Origin of the sequence: Brevundimonas naejangsanensis DSM 23858 (genome assembly GCF_000421705.1) — a bacterium.
In the GTDB taxonomy this organism is placed as follows: domain Bacteria; phylum Pseudomonadota; class Alphaproteobacteria; order Caulobacterales; family Caulobacteraceae; genus Brevundimonas; species Brevundimonas naejangsanensis.
Genome location: NZ_ATXN01000002.1, coordinates 551,909 through 572,547, shown reverse-complemented (window position 1 = coordinate 572,547; position 20,639 = coordinate 551,909). Strand labels below are relative to the sequence as shown.

Sequence of the window (20,639 nt, the reverse complement as noted above, 5' to 3'; positions counted from 1 at the left end):
AGGCAAGAGAGACACTCATGTCCGACACCCTCGAACGCGTCCGCAAGATCGTGATCGACCACCTGGACGCCGATCCGGACAAGGTCACCGAGAAGGCTTCCTTCATCGACGACCTGGGCGCTGACTCGCTCGACAACGTCGAACTGGTCATGGCCTTCGAAGAAGAATTCGACGTCGAAATCCCGGATGACGCGGCTGAGCACATCCAGACCGTCGGCGACGCGGTGAAGTTCATCGACGAGAAGCTGGCCGCCTGATCCGGCTGCGATTCGTCGCACTTACCAGCTGATGGCCGCCGTGACGGACCCCTAGCGGGACCGTCCGGCGGCCATTAGTGTTTCTGGTTACGATTCTGACCAAGAAGGAGCGCGAACCATGCGCCGCGTCGTCATCACGGGCCTCGGCCTGGTTACGCCTCTGGGCACGGGCGTCGAGCACGTCTGGAAGGGCATTCTGGAAGGCCGCTCGGGCATCCGTCCGATCACCGCCTTCGACACCGAGGGCTACGGCTGCACCATCGCGGGCGAAGTGCCCAGCGTCGACGGGCGCGGCGGCGGCGAGGCGGGCCAGCCCGGCGTCTTCGATCCCGATCAGGTCATGTCGGCCAAGGACCGCAAGCGCGTCGACGACTTCATCCTGTACGCCATCGCAGCGGCGGACGAGGCGCTGGCTGATGCGGATTGGAAGCCGGAAAGCGAAGACGACAAGGAAGCGACCGGCGTCATGGTCGGTTCGGGCATCGGCGGCCTGGGCCCCATCGCGGACACGGCCATCATCCTGAAGGAACAGGGCGTCCGCCGCGTCAGCCCCTTCTTCATCCCCTCGGCCCTGATCAATCTGGCGTCGGGCCAGATTTCGATCCGCCACGGCCTGAAGGGTCCGAACCACTCGGTCGTCACCGCCTGCGCCACCGGCGCCCACGCCATCGGCGACGCGGCCCGGATGATCGCCCTGGGCGACGCCGACGTCATGGTGGCGGGCGGGGCTGAGAGCTCGGTCGTGCCGATCGGCATCGCGGGCTTCCTGGCCTGCAAGGCGCTGTGCACCGCCTATAACGACACGCCGGAGAAGGCTTCACGTCCCTATGATCGCGGCCATGCGGGCTTTGTCATGGGCGAAGGAGCCGGGATCATGGTGCTGGAGGAGTACGAACACGCCAAGGCGCGCGGCGCCAAGATCTACGCCGAGGTCGTCGGCTACGGCATGAGCGGCGACGCCTATCACATCACCGCCCCGTCGGAAGATGGCGACGGCGGCCTGAGGGCCATGAAGGCGGCGCTGAAGCGCGCCAGCATGCAGCCGTCCGACCTGGACTACGTCAACGCCCACGGCACCTCGACCATGGCCGACTGGATCGAGCTGAAGGCGGTCGAGCGGCTGGTCGGCGACCACGCCAAGGACCTGGCCGTGTCCTCGACCAAGTCGATGACGGGCCACCTGCTGGGCGCCGCCGGGGCGATCGAGAGCATCTTCTCCGTCCTGGCCATCCGCGATCAGATGGCGCCGCCGACCATCAATCTGGACGACCCGGAGATGGAGACGCCGATCGACCTGGTTCCGCACAAGGGCAAGGCCAGGAAGATCGATGTCGCCATGTCCAACAGCTTCGGTTTCGGCGGCACAAACGCCTCTGTGATCTTCAAGAAGGTCGACTGACTTGGCCAAGGCTCCGTCCCGCCGCACCCCCAAGGTTCGCATTCCCAAGTCGCGCGTTCCGAAAAAGGGAAGCGGGGGCGGAGGCGCAAAGTCCGGTCTCGGCGTCGGCCTGATCACGGCCGCCGGGACGCTGGGTCTGTTTCTGGTCGCCGCGCTGGTGGCGTTCTGGGCCGTCTACTGGGGGCCGGGGCCGAGGGCGGCGGAAGGGGAGGCGACCATTGTCACCCTGCCGTCCGGGGCGGGCGTTCCGGCCATTGCGGCCAATCTGAAATCGGCGGGGGTGATCCGCTCGACCGACCTGTTCCGCGCGGCGATCAGCCTGACCGGCGCCGACCGCAAGATCCGCGCGGGCGAATATGAGGTGCCGTCAGGCGCCTCTCTGGCGACGGTGGTGGGCCTGCTGGTCGACGGCAAGTCGGTGCGCCACTACGTGACCCTGCCTGAGGGCTGGTCCAGCGCCCAGGCCGTCGACATCCTCATGAAACAGCCGGTCCTGACCGGCGAGGTCGAGGTTCCGCCCGAGGGCAGCCTGTGGCCCGAGACCTATGAGGTCACGCGCGGCGAAACCCGCGCCGCCGTCGTCGCCCGGATGCAGCGCGCGGCCAAGACCAAGCTGGAGACGCTGTGGGCCGCCCGCTCGCCCGCCACGGTGGTCACGACGCCGGAAGAGGCGGTCATCCTGGCCTCCATCGTCGAGAAGGAGACGGGCATCGCCTCCGAACGGCCCGAGGTGGCGGCCGTCTTCACCAACCGCCTGCGTCTGGGGATGCGGCTGGAGAGCGACCCGACCATCGTCTACGGCGTGACCAAGGGGCGGCCGCTGGGGCGCGGCATCCTGCTGTCGGAGCTGCGCAAGCCGACGCCGTGGAACACCTATCTGATCGACGGCCTGCCGCCGACGCCCATCGCCAATCCGGGCGAGGAGGCGATCAAGGCCGTGCTGAACCCGCCGCGCTCGGAATACGTCTTCTTCGTCGCCGACGGCACGGGCGGCCACGTCTTCGCCCGCACCTATCAGGAACATCTGCTGAACGTGGCCCGCTGGCGCGAGATCGAGCGCCGCAAGGCCGGTCTGGCGGCGGGCGAAACCGCGCCGGAGACGTCGCCTGCGCCGATGACGGATGAAGCCGCAGGCCCGGCCATCGCCATTCCGCCGGGCGCCAAGGTCATTCGCGTGCCTACGGAGGCTGGACGATGAGCAACTCTATTTCGAGCGAGATCTCGGGCATGACGGGCTTCGGCCGGGCCGACGGGACGCTGGACGGCTGGACCTGGACGGTCGAGGCGCGCTCGGTCAACGGCCGGTCGCTGGAGATGCGTTTTCGCGGCCCGCACGGCTTCGATAATCTGGAACGGCTGGCCAAGGCCGCGGCTCAGGCGCGGCTGAACCGCGGGCAGGTGACGCTGGGCCTTCAGGCTAAACGCGCCGAGGGAACCGAGCCCGCGCCACGCGTCAATGAGGCGGTGCTGGCGACCTATCTGCGGCTGGCGAACCAGTTGGCGGAGGAAGGAGCGACCCCGCCCTCGGCCGACGGCCTGCTGGCCCTGCGCGGCGTCATCGAGGTCGCCGAAGAGGACGAGGACACCGAGGCTCGCGCCGTTCTGGAATCGGCTATGGCCGCCACGGTTGAACAGGCGCTGGATGCGCTGAAGGCGTCGCGTCAGCGCGAGGGTGAGCAACTGACGCCGGTGATCCACGACTTCGTCGGGACCATTGAGGCTCTGGTCGCGCGCGCCGAGCTGGAAGCCTCGGCCCAGGTCGAGGCCATCCGCGAACGTTTCACCCGGCGCATCAGCGAACTGGCGCCCGATGCGCCGGGTCTGGACGAGCGCGTCTTCCTTGAGGCTGCGGCGCTGGCGACCAAGGCCGATGTGCGCGAGGAGCTGGACCGGCTGACGGCCCACGTCGCCTCGGCCCGCGCACTGTTGCAGCAACCCCCCGCCGGTCGAAAACTCGACTTCCTGATGCAGGAATTCATGCGCGAGGCGAACACCCTCTGTTCGAAATCCGCTACGACCGCCCTCACCGGAATCGGCCTGGAGTTGAAGGCCGTCATCGAGCAGCTTCGAGAACAAGTTCAGAATGTCGAATAACCGCACCCCCCGCCGTGGCGTCCTGCTGATCGTGGCCAGTCCGTCGGGGGCCGGAAAGACCTCGCTGTGCCGCCGCCTGATGGCCGACCACAAGGGGCTGGAGTTGTCCGTCTCCATGACCACCCGCGACATTCGGCCGGGCGAGGTGGACGGGCGCGACTACAACTTCGTTTCGGTCGAGGAATTCCAGCGCCTGATCGACGGCGACGCCTTCCTGGAATGGGCCGATGTGCACGGCAACCGCTACGGCAGCCCGGCCGCTCCGGTCGAGCGGGCGCTGGCCGAGGGGCGCGACGTCCTGTTCGACATCGACTGGCAGGGCGCCCGCGACGTGGCCGCCAAATGCCCCGGCGACGCCGTGCGGGTCTTCATCCTGCCGCCCAGCCTGGAAGAGCTGCGTCGCCGTCTGGTGACGCGCTCTCAGGACGCCGAGGACGTGATCGAGCGCCGTGTCGCCAACGCCAAGGGCGAGATCGAGCACTGCGACGAGTTCGACTATGTGCTGGTCAACGAGGATTTTGATCGGTCCTACGCCGAACTGGCGCACATCTATCACGCTGAACGCAGCTGCCGTCGCCGCAACCTGTGGGTCGACGGCTATAAGGCGGCCCTGTTGAAGGAAGTGGTCTGACGCGCATGAGGGAGGCCGAACACCGTCGCTGGCTGGCTCAGGCGATCGATCTGGCGCTGGAGAACGTCAGGGTGGGCGGTCGGCCGTTCGGGGCGGTGCTGGTCAAGGGCGGCTCGCTGGTCGCCAGCGGCGTCAACCGGATGCTGGCGACGAACGACCCCAGTTCACACGCCGAAATGGAAGCCCTGCGTCAGGCGGGACCGGCGCTGGGCGGCGTCGATATGACGGGCGCGGTGCTCTACGCCAGCGGGCACCCGTGCCCCATGTGCCTGGCGGCGGCTGTGATGACGCGGGTCAGCGCCGTCTACTACGCCTTCAGTAATGCGGACGCCGAGCCTTACGGCTTCTCCAGCGCGGCGACCTATCAGGCGCTGGGCGTGACGCTGGACCCGCCGCCGTTGCCGCTGACGCGACTGGATGTGCCGGGACGGACGGCGGCGGAGCTTTACGCCGCCTAGCGGAAGGTTACGCGCACGCCCGGCTTGACCTTGGAGGCCAGTTGTTCGGCGTCCCAGTTGGTCAGGCGCACGCAGCCGCTGGAGAAGGTCTTGCCGACCTTGGACGGGTCCGGCGTGCCGTGGATGCCATAGGTGTCACGCGACAGGTCGATCCAGACTGAGCCGACCGGATTGTTCGGCCCCGGCGGCACGATGACCTTGCGGTCGCCCCGGTCATAGCTGACCCGATCCGGATCGTAGGTGTAGTTGGGCTCCGGGGCGACGCCGACGACGGTCAACTCGCCCGACGGCGCCGGGCGGGCCGAACTGCCGATGGTGGCCGGATAGAAGGCCAGCAGCTTGTCCGAGGCGTCATAGACCCGCACCGAGCGTTCGGCCTTGTCCACGACGATATGGGCCACCTCGGCCGCGAGGTCGGTCTGGGCGACGGCGGCCACGATGATGGTCTGACCCGCCTTGCCGAAGTCGACGCCGGGGTTGAGCGCCTGCAGCAGGCCTTCGGTCATGTGGAACTTCTCGGCCAGCATCTCCAGCGGCGTGGCGTAGCCGACCGTCTTCAGCTTGGCCATGTCCGCCAGACTGGCCGGAACCTGGCCGATGAAGGGGCCGCTGAGGTCGGCGGCGGTGATCGTGTAGTCGGTCAGGACGCGGCCGTCGTCGCCTGAGGTCAAGCGGCGGAAGACCTCGGCGTCCAGCACCCCGTCCTGCGGCAGGCCGGCGGCTTTTTCGAAGGCGGCGATGGCCTGACGCGTGTTGTCCCCGCCCAGGCCGTCGATGACGCCGGGCGAGAAGTTGGCGCGGTCCAGCAGGATCTGCGCGCGCGCCGTGGCCGCGTCCGGCCGCGCGGGCTGGCCCTCGACGGGAGCGGGGGCGGTTTCGAATACGGCGCTTTCGACGGCCTCACGCGTCAGAGCGGCGGGCGCGGTGGGCTGGGCGGCGGCCGGGGGCTGCTCCGGCCTGGACGTTTCGGCCGGAGAGCCGCAGGCCGTCAGGGCGGCCGCGATGAAGGGCAGGGCAGAGGCGGCGAGGCGCGATTTCGACATGAAAGCTCCGAAGGTTCCGGGACTTGTCGAACGCGTTTACGCGGTCTGCTGTTCCTGGGTCTCTTCGGTGCGGGCGGCGAAGAAAGGCTTAAGGCGGCTGAGCGCGTCCTCGATCTCGGGCGTCGAGACGGCGAAGCTGAAGCGGATGAAGCGGTGGCCGTTGACCGGATCGAAGTCGACGCCCGGCGCCGTGGCCACGCCCGTCTCGCGCACCAGCTTCTCGCAGAAGGCCATGCTGTCGTTGGTCAGGTGGCCGATGTCCGCATAGATGTAGAAGGCGCCGTCCGGCGGGGCGATCGAGCGCAGGCCCATGGCGGGTAGCGCCTTCAGCATCAGCTCGCGATTGGCGCGATAGACGTCGATGTTGGCTTCCAGCTCTTCTTCGCAGTCCATGGCGGCCAGACCTGCGAACTGGCTGAGCGTCGGCGGCGTCAGGAACATGTTGCCCATGCGCGCGCGGGCCTGCTGGACCTCTTCTTCCGGCAGGATCAGCCAGCCGAGGCGCCAGCCCGCCATGCTCCAGTATTTGGAGAAGCTGTTGACGATCATGGCCTTGTCGTCGAACTGCAGCATGCAGGGCGTGTCGTGGCCGTAGGTGATGCCGTGATAGATCTCGTCCGAGATGATGCTGATGTTGCGCTCGCGGCAGACCTCGACAATCGCCTTCAGCTCATCCTCCGCGATGACGGTGCCGGTCGGGTTGGCCGGGCTGGCGATAATGACGCCCTTGGGCGCCGGGTCCAGTTCGCGCAGGGCCTTGGCCGTCAGTTGGAAGCGCACGTCGGGGCCGCAGTCTATCTCCTGCGGGACGATGTGCAGGGCCTTCATCGTGTTGCGATAGGCGACGTAGCCGGGGCGGGCGATGGCGACGCGGTCGCCGGGGGCGAAGCGCATGTTCAGCGCCACCACCAGAGCGGGCGAGGCGCCGGCCGTCATGATGACGCGCTCGGGATCTATGACGACGCCGTAGCGGTCTTTATACAGCTTGGCCACGCGGGCGCGCAGCAGGGGGCTTTCCCAATAGCCGCCGGCCTCGGCGTCGATCACGCGGTGCGCCTCGGCCAGGGCGGGCGCAGGGGCGCCGGTCGAGGGCTGGCCGAACTCCATATGGATGACCGACTGGCCCTTGGCCTTCATCTCATGGGCGATGCGGCTGATGGCGATGGCGCGGAAGGGTTCGATTTCTACTGTCATGTCAAAGCGTCGGCCAATCTGAGGAAGCCCGCCACGTCGATGGTCTCGGCGCGGGCGTCGGGTTCGATTCCAGCGGCTTCGCAAAGGGCGGCGCCGCCGAGTTGTTTTAGGCTGGAGCGCAGCATCTTGCGACGCTGGCCGAAGGCGGCCGCCGTGACCCGTTCCAGCCGCTTCAGGCGGTCGGGGGCGGGGCGCTCGGCCAAGGGTATCAGATGCACCACAGCCGAGGCCACCTTGGGCGGCGGGGTGAAGGCGGCGGCGGGCAGGTGCATGACGATGCGCGCCTCGGCCACGGCCTGACTGATGACGGCCAGGCGGCCATAGGCGTCCTCGCCGGGCTGGGCCACCACGCGCTCGGCGACCTCCTTCTGGAACATCAGGGTGAGGGCGCAAGGGCTCCACGGCCCCGTCAGCCATTTGATCAGCAGCGGCGTGCCGACGTTGTAAGGCAGGTTGGAGACGAGGTGCGCCGGTCCCTCGACCAAGTCGGCTTCCTTCACCTTCAGGGCGTCGGCCTCGACGATGGTCAGGCGGCCCGAGCCGTCGTCCAGTTCGGACAGCAGCGGGATGAAGCGGGGGTCCTTCTCGACCAGCACCACCTTGCCCGCATCACTTTCCAGCAGGGCGCGGGTCAGGCCGCCGGGGCCGGGGCCGACCTCGATGACGGCGCGGCCGTCGAACGGCCCGGCGTAGCGGACGATCTTCCGCGTGACGTTCAGGTCCAGCAGGAAATGCTGGCCGAAGCTCTTCTTGGCCGACAGGCCGTGGGCGTCGAGCGTTTCACGCAGGGTGGGCAAAGTCACTTTTCCTTCTCCTCTCGGGGGAGAAGGTGGGCGGCGGAGCCGCTCGGATGAGGGGGCTGGGTCCGCATCTGCGCCGCACGAAGGCGGATCGCGCCCAACAGGACGTTAGGGTCGGACAGGAAGGCCTCATTGCCCGATCTCAGCACCATGGATCCCGCCTGCTCCAGTCTGGCGTCACGTTCAGCATCCTGGGCGTCATGAAGCTTATGAACGCCGCCGTCCAGCTCTACGATGAGTCGAATTTCCGTGCAGGCGAAGTCGCAGATCAGGCCGCAGACCGGCGTCTGACGACGAAACTTGAGGTTATCGAAGCGGCGGTCACGGACAATTCGCCAAAATATTGCCTCGGCGTGGTTCAGGGTTCGGCGTTGCCGACGGGCGCGCCTTGTGCGGTCTGGCGTTTGCCACATGGTCGCCGCCCCCTCATCCGAGCGCCTTCGGCGCCCACCTTCTCCCCCGAGGGGAGAAGGCTATCGGTTGACGCGGGCGGACGCCATCTCAGAAGCCAGGCGGACGGCGGCGATGAAACTGTCGGCGCGAGCCACGCCCTTGCCGGCGATGTCGAAGCCGGTGCCGTGATCGGGAGAGGTGCGGACGATGGGCAGGCCGAGGGTGGCGTTCACCCCGCCCCAGAAATCCAGCGTCTTCACCGGGATCAGCGCCTGATCGTGATAGAGGCAGACGACGGCGTCGTAGCGCGCCCGCGCCTCTTCGTGAAACAGGGTGTCGGCGGGCAGGGGATCGGTGATGTTCAGCCCCTCGGCCCGCAGGGCCTCGGCGGCGGGACGCAGCACCGTCACCTCCTGCAGGCCGATGGCGCCGCCTTCGCCTGCGTGCGGATTGAGGGCGGCCATCGCCAGACGCGGGGAGGCGATGCCGAAGTCGCGCTTCATCGATTCGTGGACTACGCGGGCGACGCGGGCGACGCGTTCGCCTGTCACCAGTTCAGGCAACTGGTCGATCGGCACATGGATGGTGACGAGGCAGGCGCGCAGATCTTTCGCCGTCAGCATCATTACAGGGCCGCGCGTGCCGCTGAAGGGGATGTCGGCGGTCAGTTCGGCGATGAACTCGGTGTGGCCGGGAAAGCGGAAGCCGGAGGCGTACATGGGCGCCTTGGCGATGGGCGCCGTCACCAGACCGCAGCCTTCGCCCGACAGCACCAGATCGACGCCGCGCTCGATCCAGTCGGCCACGGCGACGGCGTTGGCGGGGTCGGGCTGGCCGGGGGTGACGGGCGCGGGCGCCGGATGGTGCAGAACAGGGATGGCGCGGCCGAAGACGGAAGCTGCGTCTGACGGGCTGAGCACGGCCTCGACCGGCTGGTCCTGCGCTTTCATCGTCTCCGCGTCGCCGACCACGACGAAGGGCGTGATCGGAGCCAGCGGGCCGGGCGGCGACGACAGCACCGACCAGGCGCGGGCGATGATCTCCGGCCCGACCCCGGCGGGGTCGCCCATCGTGACGATGAGCGGCCGGGGCATCGTCATTGCTTGATTTCGATCAGGGCGTCTTCGCGCAGATCGCGCAGGTAGCGGCGGCCCAGCATGGCGTAGTTCTGGTTCTGCAGGCGGCTTTCGACCTGTTGCGCAGAGGGGGCTTCGGGGCCGCCCAGGCGACGGTCGCAGACGGCCAGCAGATGGACGCCCAGCGGGGTACGCACTGCGGTGCTGATGGAGCCGACCTCGGCCGAGCGGGCGACCTGCTGGAACTGCGGCAGCAGATCCGCGACGTCGCTTTCGCCCAGATCAGCGCCCAGCAGGCCGGTTTCGGAGCGGGCGCGGGTCAGGATATTGTCGCACGTCAGTTCGCCGCGCAGGGCGTCCAGGCGCTGGGTGGCGGCGGCGACCTGGGCCTCGTCGGCGGTCTCGGGCAGTTCGATCATGACCTGCTTCATCTTGACCATGCTGGTCGAGACGCCCGAGCGCTTGTCGCGCATGTAAAGGATGTAGACCCCGCCATCGACGGGAATGGGGTTCGACAGCTGGCCGACCTCAAGGGTGTCCATGACCGATTCCAGGGCGGGCTGGGTCGTGCCTTGGACGATCCAGCCGGCGTCGCCGCCGCGCGCGGCCGAAGGGGCGGCCGAGAATTGGCGCGCCACGGCCATGAAGGGAGCGCCCTGGATCATCTGCTGCACCAGTTGGCGGGCGCCGCTCATGGCTTCCTGCATCCCGCCGACACGAGCCGCTTCGAGGTAGATTTCGCCGACCAGATACTGGGGCTTGGTGGCCGATTCCGTCAGTTGGCGCATGGCCTGATCGACCTGGCTCTTGCTGACGCGGGCGCGGTCGCGGAAGCGGCCGCCGACCAGTTCGCGCCAGCCCACCTCGGTGCGGATCTGTTCGCGGAAGGCGGGAAGGGCGATGCCGCCCTGCTGCAGGAAGGTGAGGAAGGATTCAGGACTGGCGCCCGCCTGGCGCGCCATGTCGGCGATTTCACGATCGACCTCGTCGTCAGTGATCCTCAACTGGTCGAACTTGGCGATTTCCTGCGCCTGAAGGTGCTGTTCGATAAGGTCGTTCAGCGCCTGCTGCTGGATCGCGGCGATGTTTTCTTCGGTCGGCTGCAACTGGGACATGGCCATGACGACCAGCATACGCTGGCGCAGGTCGAAGCCCGTGATGATGCGGTCGTTGACCGTGGCGATGATGCCGTCGGCCATGCGGAACTGGGGCGCGGCGGTCGCGCGCTGTGGCGCTTCTTCCGCCGCGGGATTCAGAGCGCCGGCTGCGGGCGCCGTCTGAGCAGGCGCTGTCTGAGCAGGCGCCGTCTGGGCCCACGAAGGCTCCACGGCCGTCACGACCATAAGGGCGGCCAGGGCGGCTCCCATAGAGTAACGCTTCAAACGCATCGTCAGTCCTGATTCCCTAAAGCGGTCCCGACCCGGTGAGCGATGCTGTCCGCACCGCCGCGCAAGGGGATACACCCCCGTAAGCCGCAATCCACGCCATGCCTACCGCATATTGCCGCGATCATAGCCTGAACCTCCAAAAGTGGCGAGGTTAAGACGGATATAGACGCCCTCGGCCGGGCCGGTGGGGCGCACGCGGGTGTTGTCGCGACGCCAGCCCAGCTCGATGCGGAAACAGTCGTCGTCAAACAACAGGCCGACCTCCGAGCGGGTGATGATGTCGCGTTCCAGATCGGCGATGCCGGTCACCGCCACGCCCCAGTTGCCATAGACGAACTGGTGACCCGACAGCTGGACGAATTCGTAGTTGCGGTTTTCGGGTCCGTCCAGCGGATTGGAGCGGTCGACAATGTAGCTGACGCTGGCCAGGTTGCGGCGCCCCCAGCGGCCGTCGACCGTCGCTTCGGCGCGGCGAATCTCGCCATTGCCGTCGACGGTGGCGTGGAACCAGCCGCGCATCCGGTCCGACGGATTGAAAGTCCCCTGAACGACCCAGTCCGAGGTCCGGCTGGCCAGTCCCGACGGGTCGTAGAGGCGGCTCGGATCATCCGGGATCGGCGTCAGATATTCGTCCTGGTCGTCGGCGCGCATGCTGCGGCCGATGAACAGGCTGGCCGAACGCACCTCGTCCCAGCGCAGGGTGGCGCGGGCGCCTGCCGTGAAGCGCAGGCCGCCCTCCAGCAGGTCGTAGCCGGGGAAGCGGTCCATGCGGAACAGGGACAGGTGGTCCAACTCGGTGATCTGGCTGTCTTCGTTCGGGATGCGCGGGTCCAGGTCGGCCTTGTTGGAAATCGACAACTGGGCCATCGGCTCAAGGATCAGGTCGGACGAGGCGCTGAGAGGGCGGTACAGCGGATAGCTGACGTCGATGCCGGCGCTGGTGCGGGCGCGCGTGTAGGTCTCGTTCTCGACGCCGAGGGCAGGCGGCAGATCATCGACCGAATAGACGTCGGCGCGCAGGTCCACGAAGGGCTCCCACCGCACGCCGATGGGCGAGGTCAGCACCCGGCGCCACTCGGCCTGGCCGGTGATGCGGCGGCTGTCGACGCCGGGCAGGCCGTCGGTCGGCCCGCCGGGAATCAGTTCGGGCGCCAGGGTCGGGAAGCCGACATAGGCGTCGCGCGTCAGCGCCACGGCCGAGCCGCGCAGGCGCAGGCGACCGCCCAGCACAGGGCCTTCAGGCTCCCAGCGCGCCTCGATCAGCGGCGCCACCAGCGGCAGGGTGTTGTCGTCTTCAAAGACGTTTAGGGCCGGGGTGATCGGGTTGAACTCGGCCACCCGCAGGCTCTGCAGGGTGAAGGCCGCGACCGACAGATAGGACCGCTCGGTCTGGCGCTCGGCGTAGATCTGGCTGATCAGGCGGCGGCTGTCGCCGTAGTAGAGACCGTTGTCCTGATAGGCGTCGCGGATGTCATAGCGGTCGAACAGGGTCTTGTCCGAGACACGTTCGGCCGTGAAGCCCCAGCGCCACGGGCCGTCGGGATCGAACTTGCCGTGGGCCAGCAGATAGCTGCGGGTCGTCTTGTCGCCGAAACGGACGTTGCTTTCCGCCTGGCCGTCGCCGTCCAGATCAAAGTCGCCGAAGCTGCGGCCGTAGGTGGCGCCGCCGCGCGCGACGATCATCCCGTCGGTGAATCGCTTGCGCCACTGCAGGTTCAGCAGCGGGGCGACCTTGGTGTTGAACTGGGGGCTGACCAGCACGTCTTCAGAGGGCGAGATGACGTGCAGATAGGGAATCTCCAGCGAGACCCCGCGTCCCGCCTGATAATCCCCCCACGGCACCAGGAATCCTGACGCCCGGTCCACGGTCGGGTCGGGATGAGAGAAGGCGGGCAGGTAGAAGATCGGAACCCCGCCCAGCCGGAACACCACGTCGCGATACAGAATCGCGCGCAACTCTTCGTTCTGGACCGCCTTGGAGGCCTGGATGGAGACGCTGGGCGTCTTGGCCGCGCCGTCCACGGTGCAGATCGGGCAGGGGGTGAAGATGACGTTGTTCAGCTCGCTGACCGTCTCGGAGCGACGAACGGCGGTGGCGGCCATCAGGCTGGAGCCGTTGGACAGCCGGGTGGCCAGGTCGACGGCGACGCCCGCCTTGAGGTCGGAATCCAGTTCGATCCGCTGGGCGTGGACGACCGAACCGTCCGGCGCCGTCAGTTCGGCGTCGCCTGAAGCCGTGGCGACCTGGTTCTGGAGGTCATAGGTGAGGTCCTGAGCGCGCAGGCTGTGGTCCTGAAAGCGCGCCATGACCCGATCCTCGGCCGAGCCGTGGGCCGAGATGACGTCGCCCTGACGCTGAGCGGAATCGGCGTCCACGAAAACGGCGTCGGGCGTCAGGCCGTCGGCGCCGGGCGCGGCCTCGGTCGTGGTTTGGGGCGCGGGCTGCGCGGGAGCCTGAACCGGGACGGGCGCCGTCTGGGCCTGTGCGGCCGAGGCGAAGGCCAGGGATGAGAGGGGCGCGCCTATGACCAACGCCGCGCCGGTCAACAGCCGAAGGCGCAGGGCTCCCATACGGGGGAGGCGGCGATGGGTCATGCGGTGTCCACTCATTACCGGCCGGGCGGAAACCGCCCGATTAGCCGTCTTCGGTATAGATCAGCAAGGTAAAGGCGGCGAGAGCCGTCAATATGGGCGGCAGCCAGGCGGCGATGACCGGGGGCACCACTTCGGCCGAGCCCATGGCCGAGGAGAACTGGTTCAGGAAGAAGAAGGCGAAGCCCAGCACGACGGCCGCCACCGTCATCCGCGCCAGATCGCCCAGACGCATCAGCCGCAGCGAGAAGGCCGCCGCAAGGATCGACATGGCGCCGAAGACCAGCGGCGTCGCCAGCAACTGCTGCAACCGCAGGCGATAGGCGGTGGAGGCGAAGCCGGCGTCCTCGATGCGGCGAATCTGATTGGGCAGGGACCAGAAGGGCGTGGACTGCGGCCGGGCGAAGCGCTGGAACGCTTCCTTGTCGGCCAGGTTGGAGGGCAGGTCCAGGGTGGCGTAGCGGACCGCCCGCTGGCCTGTCTGCGCGCCGGAGGCGTCGGTCAGGCGCCAGCGCCCGGCGTTCAGGGTGGCCGTGGCCGCATCAACCCGTTCGGTGAAGACGCGATGGCCGCCCGAGGTCGTGGTGTAGATGAAGAAGGTCGCGTCCAGCAGGCGGCCGGTGGCCTGTTCCTGCCGTCCGCCGCGAATGATCATCTGGCGGTTCTCGTCGCCTTCCCGCAGCCAGACGGATTCGCGTGAATCGCCTCCGGGCGTCGAGCCGGAGATGCGGCCGCGCTCACGCTGCCAGACGCCGTCGCCCGCTGCGGCCATAGGGCCCAGAACGGTGACGGTCAGCGCGCCCAGCAGCACGGCGGCGCCCGCCGCGGGCAGGACGAAGCGCCAGGCCGACACCCCCGCCGCCCGCATGGCGATCAGTTCGCTGCGCCGGTTCAGGCTGACGAAGGCGCTCAGGGTGCCGAAGAGGAAGACGAAGGGCAGGAGCTGGAGGATGACCGAGGGCGATTTCATCAGCACCAGGCCGAAGATCCGCGTGCTGGACAGCTCGCCAGAAGAGTTCAGCCCGCGCGACACCTCGACAAAGTCGATCAGCATGACCAGGGCGGCGATGACGGCCAAGGCCACGCCCAGCGACTTCATCTGTTGGATCAGCACATAGCGTTCGATGCGGCCGAGACGGAGCTTCATGCGGTCCTCGCCTTCACGCGGGCCAGCGGCGATGAGGCGCGGCGACGGCGCGGCTTGAGCGCGCGGAACAGGATGCGCAGGGCCAGGGCCGTGGCGGCCAACGGCACGACGTATTGCAGGGTGTTCAGGGCCCCATTCCAGGCGCTGGCCGCGACCAGGCCGTAGCCGATGACGCGCAGGATCAGGAAGGCGCCCGCCGCCTTGGCGATGCGGCCGGTGTAGCCTGTCCGGCTGAAGGCGCCGCCCAGAATGGCCGCCAGCGCAAAGGCCATCGCCGCCAGGGCGTAGAAGGGCGAGGCCAGGCGCGAATGGCCCTCGGCCGCCAGCTCGCCGCGCGTTCCGGCGGTCTCAAGCAGGGCGGGCGTCGGGTCGAACAGGTCAGTCAGCCACAGATCCGACGGCTTGAAGCGGATGCGCTCGCTTGTCTGGGCGTAAGGCGACAGATCGAACACCTGCTGGTCGAACGATAGCTGGTTCAGCACCTCGCGCGAGGAATAGCGCTGCATCGACCCGTTCTGCATGGTCAGCACCGGCAGGCCGTCGACGCGGCCGAAACGGGCGGTTTCGGCGTCCCAGGTCGTGACCGTCTTGCCGTTGTCCAGGTAGACGAAGAGGTTCTTCATCAGACCGTTCTGCTCGATCTGCTGGACATAGACGGTCAGGCCGTCGGGCCCCTGTACGAACTGGCCTTCCTCGACCAGCAGGGCGGCCAGGTCGGTGCGGATGGCGAAGGCCTGACGACGGCCCTCGCGCTGCGCCCAGGGCTGGACGAAGACGTTCACCAGCAGGGCGACGACGGTGACGATCAGGGCGATCTGCAGGGCGGGCCGGATCAGGGCCCAGCGGCTGACCCCGGCGGCGTAGGCGGCGGTCAGCTCCTGCTCGCGCTGCAACCGCGTCAGAGCGATCAGGGCGCCGACGAACAGGCCGATGGGCAGGATGACGGCGATCAACTGCGGCAGGGCCAGAAGGGTCAGCTTGACCATGACCCAGACGCTCTGCCCGCGCTCGACGATGACTTCCAGCTGATCTAGGCTCTGGCTCAGCAGGCCGATGCCGGCCAGCGCCGCGACCGCCGCCACGACGGGCAGGCCGATCTGGCGGAAAAGATACCTCTGGATCAGGGTCATAAGGCCGGAAAGGTCGTATAATCGGCTGCGAACGTGTTGCAGCCCAGGGCGATGCGAGCCATGTAATACACATCCGGCCGCCCCGACGAAACCGTCGCCGCGACCATGGCAAATTCAAGCGTGATCGGGACAGGTTTTTCCGGTCTGGAGTCAGTTTCATGAAAATCGAATTCGTCGCTTCGACCGGCGCCGCAGAAATTCTCGCCGTGCTGGTGAATGAAGGACGAGCCCTCGCAGGCGCCGGCGCGGCGCTGGATCAGGCGTCCTCGGGCGCCTTGACCAAGGCGATGAAGAACAGCCGCTTCAATGGCGCGTCCAACAGCAGCCTGAACGTTGCGGCCCCGGCCGGGATCGACGCGAACGCCGTCCTGCTGGTCGGCGCGGGCGCGCAGGACAAGCAGGATGATCTGGCGGTCGAAACCGCCGCTGCCGCCGCCTATCAGGCGACCAAGCTGTCGGGCGCCGAAGTCCTGACCATCGACGTGTCGCACCTGTCGCCCGAACTGGCCGCCCGCGCCGGTTTCGCCGTTCGCCTGGCCGCCTATCGCTTCGCCAAATACCTGACCAAGCAGAAGGCCGATAAGATTCCGTCGGTGACGACGGTGCGCGTGGTCACCTCGGACGTGAAGGCCGCCGAGGCCGCCTTCGGCCCGCTGTCGGCCGTGGCCGACGCCGTGCTGTTCTCGCGCGATCTGGTGTCGGAGCCCGCCAACATCCTGTACCCGGCCGAGTTCGCGCGCCGCGTGAAGGAGCTGGAGGCTCTGGGCGCCAAGGTCGAAATCCTGGGCGAGGCCGAGATGGAGAAGCTCGGCATGGGCTCGCTGCTCGGCGTCGGCCAGGGCTCGGTGCGTGAAAGCCAGCTGGCCGTCATTCAGTGGAACGGCGGCAAGGACGGCGAGGCCCCCATCGCCTTCGTCGGCAAGGGCGTCTGCTTCGACACCGGCGGCATCAGCCTGAAGCCCGCCGACGGCATGGAAGAGATGAAGTGGGACATGGGCGGCGCCGCCGCCGTGGCCGGCCTGATGCACGCCCTGGCGGGCCGCAAGGCCAAGGTGAACGTCGTTGGCGTTCTGGGTCTGGTCGAGAACATGCCGGACGGAAACGCCCAGCGTCCGGGCGACGTGGTCACCTCCATGTCGGGCCAGACCATCGAAGTGCTGAACACCGACGCCGAGGGCCGCCTCGTTCTGGCCGACGCCCTTTGGTACACGCAGGACCGCTTCAAGCCGAAGTTCATGATCGACCTGGCCACCCTGACCGGCGCCATCATCATCTCGCTGGGCCTGGAATATGCGGGCGTCTTCACCAACAGCGACGAACTGGCCGCCAACATCGCCGATGCTGGCCCGAAGGTGGGCGAGAAGTCCTGGCGCATGCCGATCCCGGCCGAATACGACCGCCACATCGACAGCCCGATCGCCGATGTGAAGAACATGGGCAACGGCCGCGCCGGCGGTTCGATCACCGCCGCCCTGTTCCTGCAACGCTTCACCAACGGCGTGCCGTGGGCGCACATCGACATCGCCTCGACCGCTTGGGTGAAAGACTCCAAGAACCCGACCGTGCCGGACGGCGCCGTCGGCTATGGCGTGCGTCTGCTGGACCGCATGGTCGCCGACCACTACGAAGGCTGATCCCTGTTCAGGAAGGTAGGGCCGGGTGTCTGACGCCAAGCCGGAAATCTGGTTCTACCATCTGGAGCGGTCGACGCTGGACCAGGTGCTGCCGACCCTGCTGGAGCGCACGCTTCAGCGGGGCTGGCGCGCCCTGATCCGGGGCGCGACCTCGCATCGGCTCGACGACATCGACGAGCTGTTATGGACCTATCGCGACAACAGCTTCCTGCCTCACGGACGAGCCGACGGCGATCACGCCGCGCGCCAGCCTGTGCTTCTGTCCGAATCGGGCGAGAATCTGAACGGCGCTCAGGCGCTGTTCATCGTCGATGATTCAGAGCTTGGGGCCACGCAGGAGTTCGCACGTTGCTTCATCATCTTCGACGGTCGGGACGAGCAGGCGCTGAACCATGCGCGCGGGCGCTGGCGGACGCTGAAGGCGGACGGCGCCGACCTGGCCTATTGGAAACAATCGGAAGAAGGGCGTTGGGAAAAGGCGGCCTGATCGCCGTTGCAGGCGCATTGGCTGTCGCGGCCTGCGCCTCGCCGCCCACGAACACCACGACCCCGACTCGAACGGCCGCCCATCCGAACTATCCGCCGGCCACGCCCGCTGCGCCCGTATCGCCTACCGAGCGCCCTTATCTGTCTGAACCGGGCGTGCGCAACGCTTCGGGCCAGGCCATGTGCAAGGCGGATGAGTTTCAGTGGCTGATCGGGAAACCTCGCACTGAGATCCCCGTTCCGGTGGATGTGGTCAACCGTCGGGTCGCCTGTACAACCTGCCCGATCACCGAGGACTATTCGCCCTATCGGCTCAACATCTTCTACAACCAGCGCACGGGCCTGATCGAACAGGTCCGCTGCGGATGATCATGAGGGACGACGTTATGAAGTCATTTCTGACGCTGACCGCCGCCGCAGGTTTCCTGGCGCTGGCGGCCTGCGCGCCGACGCAGGGGGGCGGGGCGACGACCGCGCCGGGCGGCGAGGCAACACCGATGGCCTGCAAGGCCAGCGACTATCAGGAGTATGTCGGCCGCAATCGCTCGACCATTCCGGCCGATGCGCCGCGCGGGCGTATTTTCCGCGTCCTGTGCAGCAGTTGCGCGGCGACGATGGACTATCGCGAGAACCGCGTGACCTTCACCTATGACGACAAGACGGAAATCGTGACCCGCGTCAGCTGCGGCTGAGGTCCTTAGAATATTCCCTCATCTCGGCGTCTGCCGGGGGGAGCGGGAACAGGGCGGCGGGACTATCGCTCCAGGCCGTAGAGGGCGTCGGCGACGTCCTCTACCTTCTGGCGCACCACGGTTTCGGCATCGCGCAGGCCGCGGTTGTAGAACAGGCGGCCGATGTCCCGGCCGATGAACTCGACCAGCATTTCGGCGGGCAGGCGGCCGACCTCGACCTCCAGCTCGTCGCGCAGATAGGTTTGCAGGCGGGCGGCCGCCTCCTGCATTTCGTCCTTGGTCAACAGGGGCGGCGGGGCCTTGCTCATCACGACACCTCGGCCAGGGCTTCCTCGGCGGCGATCCAGTCAGCTTCGGCCTGATCCAGGTCGGCCTGGGTCTTGGCGCGCGAGCGGGTCAGGCCTTCAAGCTTCTTCGGATCGTTGACGGCGGCGTTGGCCAGGTCGTCGTCCAGACGCGCCAGGTCGGCGGTCAGTTGCGCCATCCGGTCCTCGGCCTTCTTCACGGCGTGACGCAGTGTCGAGGGCGAGGGGCCTTTCTTCTTCTCGGCCTTGGGCGCGGCGACGGGGGCGGGCGCCTCGGCGGCGACCTCCTCATGCTTGACCTGGCTGGGCTTCATGCCGGCCTGTTTGGCGCGGTCGAGGACGAACTTCTGATAGTCGTCCATGTCGCCGTCGAACGGTTTCACCGAGCCGTCGGCGGCCAGCCACAGGCGGTCGGCCACCAGCTCCATCAGCGAGCGGTCGTGGGTGATCAGGATGACCGCGCCGGTATATTCGTTCAGCGCGTCCAGCAGGGCGCGGCGGCTGTCGATGTCCAGGTGGTTGGTCGGTTCGTCGAGGATCAGGATGTGCGGCGCATCCATCGCCACCAGGTTCAGCAGCAGGCGCGCGCGCTCGCCGCCGGACAGGGCGCCGACGGTGGTTTCCTGCTTCTCGAACGGCAGGCCGAACTGGGCCAGACGGCTGCGGCGGCTGCTTTCCGAGGCGTCCGGCATGGCGCGGCGGATGATCTCCAACGGCGTGTCGGTCGGGTCCATCGCCTCGATCTGGTGCTGGTGGAACCAGCCCACGCGCATCTTGCCGTCGCGGTGGAACTCGCCCGTCTCGATGGTCAGGGCCTTGGCGATCAGCTTGGCGAAGGTCGACTTGCCGGCCCCGTTGACGCCCAGCAGGCCGATGCGGTCGTCCAGGTCCATCCGCAGGTTCAGGTTCTTCAGGATCGGCCTGCCCGGCTCATAGCCGACGTTGGCCTTCTCCAGCCGGATCAGCGGCGGGGGCAGGGGGCGTTCGGGCGAAGGCAGGGTGAAGGGGGCGACGCGCTCTTCGGGCGGCAGTTCGATGCGCTGCATCTTCTCCAGCCGCTTGACGCGCGACTGGGCCTGGGTGGCCTTGGACGCCTTGGCCTTGAAGCGGTCGATGAACTTCTGCAGGTGGGCGCGTTCGGCGTCCTGCTTGGACTTGTTGGCCTCCATCAGGCGCAGCTTTTCGGCCCGCGTCTTTTCGAAGGTGTCGTAGTTGCCGGTGTAGAGGTCCAACTTGCGGTTCGACAGTTGCAGGATGTGGGTGCAGACGCCGTTCAGCAGTTCGCGGTCGTGGCTGATGATCAGGGCCGTGTGCGGATAACGCTTCAGCCGCTGCTCTAGCCACAGGGCGCCTTCCAGATCGAGGTAGTTGGTCGGTTCGTCCAGCAGCAGCATGTCCGGCTCGGCGAACAGGGCGGCGGCCAGGGCGACGCGCATCCGCCACCCGCCCGAGAACTCGGCCATCGGGCGCAGGATGTCGTCATGGCTGAAACCGAGACCGGCCAGGATTTCCGAGGCGCGGGCGGGGGCGCTGTCGGCGTCGATCTCGATCAGACGGCCCCAGATTTCGCCCATATCCTCGGGCTCGGCGGTTTCCAGCCGGGTCAACAGGTCGTGGCGCTCGACGTCGGCCTCAAGGATGGTGTCCAGCACGCTGACGGGCGTTGCGGGGTGTTCCTGATCGACCGAGCCGATGCGGGCGGTCTTGGGCAGGGAGATTTCGTCGCCGTTGGCGGCCAGCTCGCCCAGGATCAGCTTGAACAGGGTCGATTTGCCGATGCCGTTGCGGCCGACGAGCCCGACCTTGGAGCCCGGCGGAAGGCTGACGGAGGCGTCGTCCAGGAACTCGCGGCCCCAGGCGTTGTAGGTCAGGTTTTTGATCTGCAGCATGGGAACCGGAAAGAAAAAGGCTTACGCGCGG

Annotated in this window: 21 protein-coding genes; 10 read left to right on the top strand and 11 right to left on the bottom strand. The window is 67.6% G+C overall.

From position 1 onward, the window contains the following. Nucleotides 1-17 precede the first annotated feature (17 nt). The 6 genes from H556_RS0102975 to H556_RS0102950 all read left to right on the top strand — a co-directional run bounded on the left by H556_RS0102975 (nt 18) and on the right by H556_RS0102950 (nt 4,839). Nucleotides 18-257 carry an acyl carrier protein gene (locus tag H556_RS0102975; RefSeq protein WP_003165440.1) on the top strand — a complete coding sequence of 80 codons (240 nt, stop codon included), beginning with the start codon at nt 18-20 and terminating at the stop codon, nt 255-257. Between the two features lie 118 nt (nt 258-375). Beyond that, nucleotides 376-1,656 (top strand): beta-ketoacyl-ACP synthase II, encoded by a 1,281-nt coding sequence (gene fabF / locus H556_RS0102970; RefSeq protein ID WP_024353031.1) that lies wholly within the window; start codon nt 376-378, stop codon nt 1,654-1,656. Nucleotide 1,657: 1 nt separating this feature from the next. Then, nucleotides 1,658-2,854 (top strand): endolytic transglycosylase MltG, encoded by a 1,197-nt coding sequence (gene mltG / locus H556_RS0102965; protein WP_024353030.1) that lies wholly within the window; start codon nt 1,658-1,660, stop codon nt 2,852-2,854. Next, a complete protein-coding gene (locus H556_RS0102960; protein WP_024353029.1) occupies nt 2,851-3,750 on the top strand; it encodes a YicC/YloC family endoribonuclease in 900 nt (299 codons plus the stop codon). The genes mltG and H556_RS0102960 overlap by 4 nt, the downstream gene beginning before the upstream one ends. Next, on the top strand, nt 3,740-4,381 hold the full coding sequence (gene gmk, locus H556_RS0102955; RefSeq protein ID WP_024353028.1) for a guanylate kinase: 642 nt from the start codon (nt 3,740-3,742) through the stop codon (nt 4,379-4,381). Before H556_RS0102960 ends, gmk begins: the two co-directional genes overlap by 11 nt. 5 nt (nt 4,382-4,386) lie before the next feature. Continuing rightward, complete coding sequence (locus tag H556_RS0102950) at nt 4,387-4,839, top strand: nucleoside deaminase (RefSeq protein WP_024353027.1); 453 nt, start codon at nt 4,387-4,389, stop codon at nt 4,837-4,839. Here the strand turns inward: H556_RS0102950 and H556_RS0102945 are convergent. The 9 genes from H556_RS0102945 to H556_RS0102905 all read right to left on the bottom strand — a co-directional run bounded on the left by H556_RS0102945 (nt 4,836) and on the right by H556_RS0102905 (nt 15,602). Next, on the bottom strand, nt 4,836-5,882 hold the full coding sequence (locus H556_RS0102945) for a L,D-transpeptidase family protein (protein ID WP_024353026.1): 1,047 nt from the start codon (nt 5,880-5,882) through the stop codon (nt 4,836-4,838). The two genes, H556_RS0102950 and H556_RS0102945, sit on opposite strands and share 4 nt — an antisense overlap. A 36-nt stretch (nt 5,883-5,918) precedes the next feature. Continuing rightward, the gene (locus tag H556_RS0102940; protein ID WP_024353025.1) at nt 5,919-7,076 is read right to left on the bottom strand and encodes a pyridoxal phosphate-dependent aminotransferase; all 1,158 of its coding nucleotides are present in this window, start codon (nt 7,074-7,076) and stop codon (nt 5,919-5,921) included. Then, nucleotides 7,073-7,879: a 16S rRNA (adenine(1518)-N(6)/adenine(1519)-N(6))-dimethyltransferase RsmA gene (gene rsmA, locus H556_RS0102935; protein ID WP_024353024.1), complete on the bottom strand. Its 807-nt coding sequence runs from the start codon at nt 7,877-7,879 to the stop codon at nt 7,073-7,075. Before rsmA ends, H556_RS0102940 begins: the two co-directional genes overlap by 4 nt. Next, the gene (locus H556_RS0102930) at nt 7,876-8,289 is read right to left on the bottom strand and encodes an endonuclease domain-containing protein (RefSeq protein ID WP_024353023.1); all 414 of its coding nucleotides are present in this window, start codon (nt 8,287-8,289) and stop codon (nt 7,876-7,878) included. The genes rsmA and H556_RS0102930 overlap by 4 nt, the downstream gene beginning before the upstream one ends. Before the next feature lie 60 nt (nt 8,290-8,349). Continuing rightward, nucleotides 8,350-9,369 carry a 4-hydroxythreonine-4-phosphate dehydrogenase PdxA gene (pdxA, locus tag H556_RS0102925; protein WP_024353022.1) on the bottom strand — a complete coding sequence of 340 codons (1,020 nt, stop codon included), beginning with the start codon at nt 9,367-9,369 and terminating at the stop codon, nt 8,350-8,352. After that, nucleotides 9,366-10,733: a peptidylprolyl isomerase gene (locus H556_RS0102920; protein ID WP_024353021.1), complete on the bottom strand. Its 1,368-nt coding sequence runs from the start codon at nt 10,731-10,733 to the stop codon at nt 9,366-9,368. Before H556_RS0102920 ends, pdxA begins: the two co-directional genes overlap by 4 nt. Nucleotides 10,734-10,835: 102 nt before the next feature. Next, a complete protein-coding gene (locus H556_RS0102915) occupies nt 10,836-13,328 on the bottom strand; it encodes an LPS-assembly protein LptD (RefSeq protein WP_035302735.1) in 2,493 nt (830 codons plus the stop codon). A gap of 40 nt (nt 13,329-13,368) precedes the next feature. Beyond that, a complete protein-coding gene (lptG, locus tag H556_RS0102910; protein WP_024353019.1) occupies nt 13,369-14,472 on the bottom strand; it encodes an LPS export ABC transporter permease LptG in 1,104 nt (367 codons plus the stop codon). After that, entirely contained in the window at nt 14,469-15,602 is a 1,134-nt protein-coding gene (locus tag H556_RS0102905) for an LptF/LptG family permease (protein ID WP_024353018.1), read from the bottom strand. The genes lptG and H556_RS0102905 overlap by 4 nt, the downstream gene beginning before the upstream one ends. A gap of 158 nt (nt 15,603-15,760) precedes the next feature. Between H556_RS0102905 and H556_RS0102895 the strand changes: the two genes are divergently transcribed. The 4 genes from H556_RS0102895 to H556_RS0102880 are packed head-to-tail and all read left to right on the top strand — an operon-like array spanning nt 15,761 to nt 18,414. Then, nucleotides 15,761-17,236, top strand: a complete 1,476-nt coding sequence (locus H556_RS0102895; RefSeq protein WP_024353017.1) for a leucyl aminopeptidase — start codon at nt 15,761-15,763, stop codon at nt 17,234-17,236. Between the two features lie 25 nt (nt 17,237-17,261). Continuing rightward, entirely contained in the window at nt 17,262-17,723 is a 462-nt protein-coding gene (locus H556_RS0102890; RefSeq protein ID WP_024353016.1) for a DNA polymerase III subunit chi, read from the top strand. Next, nucleotides 17,705-18,091, top strand: a complete 387-nt coding sequence (locus H556_RS16600; RefSeq protein ID WP_245559403.1) for a hypothetical protein — start codon at nt 17,705-17,707, stop codon at nt 18,089-18,091. Before H556_RS0102890 ends, H556_RS16600 begins: the two co-directional genes overlap by 19 nt. Nucleotides 18,092-18,108: 17 nt before the next feature. Next, entirely contained in the window at nt 18,109-18,414 is a 306-nt protein-coding gene (locus tag H556_RS0102880) for a hemolysin (RefSeq protein WP_024353015.1), read from the top strand. Nucleotides 18,415-18,476: 62 nt separating this feature from the next. Here H556_RS0102880 and H556_RS0102875 read toward each other — a convergent pair whose 3' ends face one another. Then, nucleotides 18,477-18,722, bottom strand: a complete 246-nt coding sequence (locus tag H556_RS0102875) for a DUF2164 family protein (RefSeq protein ID WP_024353014.1) — start codon at nt 18,720-18,722, stop codon at nt 18,477-18,479. Beyond that, on the bottom strand, nt 18,722-20,608 hold the full coding sequence (locus tag H556_RS0102870) for an ABC-F family ATP-binding cassette domain-containing protein (RefSeq protein ID WP_024353013.1): 1,887 nt from the start codon (nt 20,606-20,608) through the stop codon (nt 18,722-18,724). The genes H556_RS0102875 and H556_RS0102870 overlap by 1 nt, the downstream gene beginning before the upstream one ends. Nucleotides 20,609-20,639: the final 31 nt, after the last annotated feature.

What these genes read in the sequence shown, in the direction of transcription:
- H556_RS0102975 (WP_003165440.1), top strand. Translation starts at nt 18, where the DNA reads ATGTCCGACACCCTCGAACGCGTCCGCAAGATCGTGATCGACCACCTG.
- fabF (WP_024353031.1), top strand. Translation starts at nt 376, where the DNA reads ATGCGCCGCGTCGTCATCACGGGCCTCGGCCTGGTTACGCCTCTGGGC.
- H556_RS0102960 (WP_024353029.1), top strand. Translation starts at nt 2,851, where the DNA reads ATGAGCAACTCTATTTCGAGCGAGATCTCGGGCATGACGGGCTTCGGC.
- gmk (WP_024353028.1), top strand. Translation starts at nt 3,740, where the DNA reads ATGTCGAATAACCGCACCCCCCGCCGTGGCGTCCTGCTGATCGTGGCC.
- H556_RS0102950 (WP_024353027.1), top strand. Translation starts at nt 4,387, where the DNA reads ATGAGGGAGGCCGAACACCGTCGCTGGCTGGCTCAGGCGATCGATCTG.
- H556_RS0102945 (WP_024353026.1), bottom strand. Translation starts at nt 5,882, where the DNA reads ATGTCGAAATCGCGCCTCGCCGCCTCTGCCCTGCCCTTCATCGCGGCC.
- H556_RS0102940 (WP_024353025.1), bottom strand. Translation starts at nt 7,076, where the DNA reads ATGACAGTAGAAATCGAACCCTTCCGCGCCATCGCCATCAGCCGCATC.
- H556_RS0102930 (WP_024353023.1), bottom strand. Translation starts at nt 8,289, where the DNA reads ATGTGGCAAACGCCAGACCGCACAAGGCGCGCCCGTCGGCAACGCCGA.
- pdxA (WP_024353022.1), bottom strand. Translation starts at nt 9,369, where the DNA reads ATGACGATGCCCCGGCCGCTCATCGTCACGATGGGCGACCCCGCCGGG.
- H556_RS0102920 (WP_024353021.1), bottom strand. Translation starts at nt 10,733, where the DNA reads ATGCGTTTGAAGCGTTACTCTATGGGAGCCGCCCTGGCCGCCCTTATG.
- H556_RS0102915 (WP_035302735.1), bottom strand. Translation starts at nt 13,328, where the DNA reads ATGACCCATCGCCGCCTCCCCCGTATGGGAGCCCTGCGCCTTCGGCTG.
- lptG (WP_024353019.1), bottom strand. Translation starts at nt 14,472, where the DNA reads ATGAAGCTCCGTCTCGGCCGCATCGAACGCTATGTGCTGATCCAACAG.
- H556_RS0102905 (WP_024353018.1), bottom strand. Translation starts at nt 15,602, where the DNA reads ATGACCCTGATCCAGAGGTATCTTTTCCGCCAGATCGGCCTGCCCGTC.
- H556_RS0102895 (WP_024353017.1), top strand. Translation starts at nt 15,761, where the DNA reads ATGAAAATCGAATTCGTCGCTTCGACCGGCGCCGCAGAAATTCTCGCC.
- H556_RS0102880 (WP_024353015.1), top strand. Translation starts at nt 18,109, where the DNA reads ATGAAGTCATTTCTGACGCTGACCGCCGCCGCAGGTTTCCTGGCGCTG.
- H556_RS0102875 (WP_024353014.1), bottom strand. Translation starts at nt 18,722, where the DNA reads ATGAGCAAGGCCCCGCCGCCCCTGTTGACCAAGGACGAAATGCAGGAG.
- H556_RS0102870 (WP_024353013.1), bottom strand. Translation starts at nt 20,608, where the DNA reads ATGCTGCAGATCAAAAACCTGACCTACAACGCCTGGGGCCGCGAGTTC.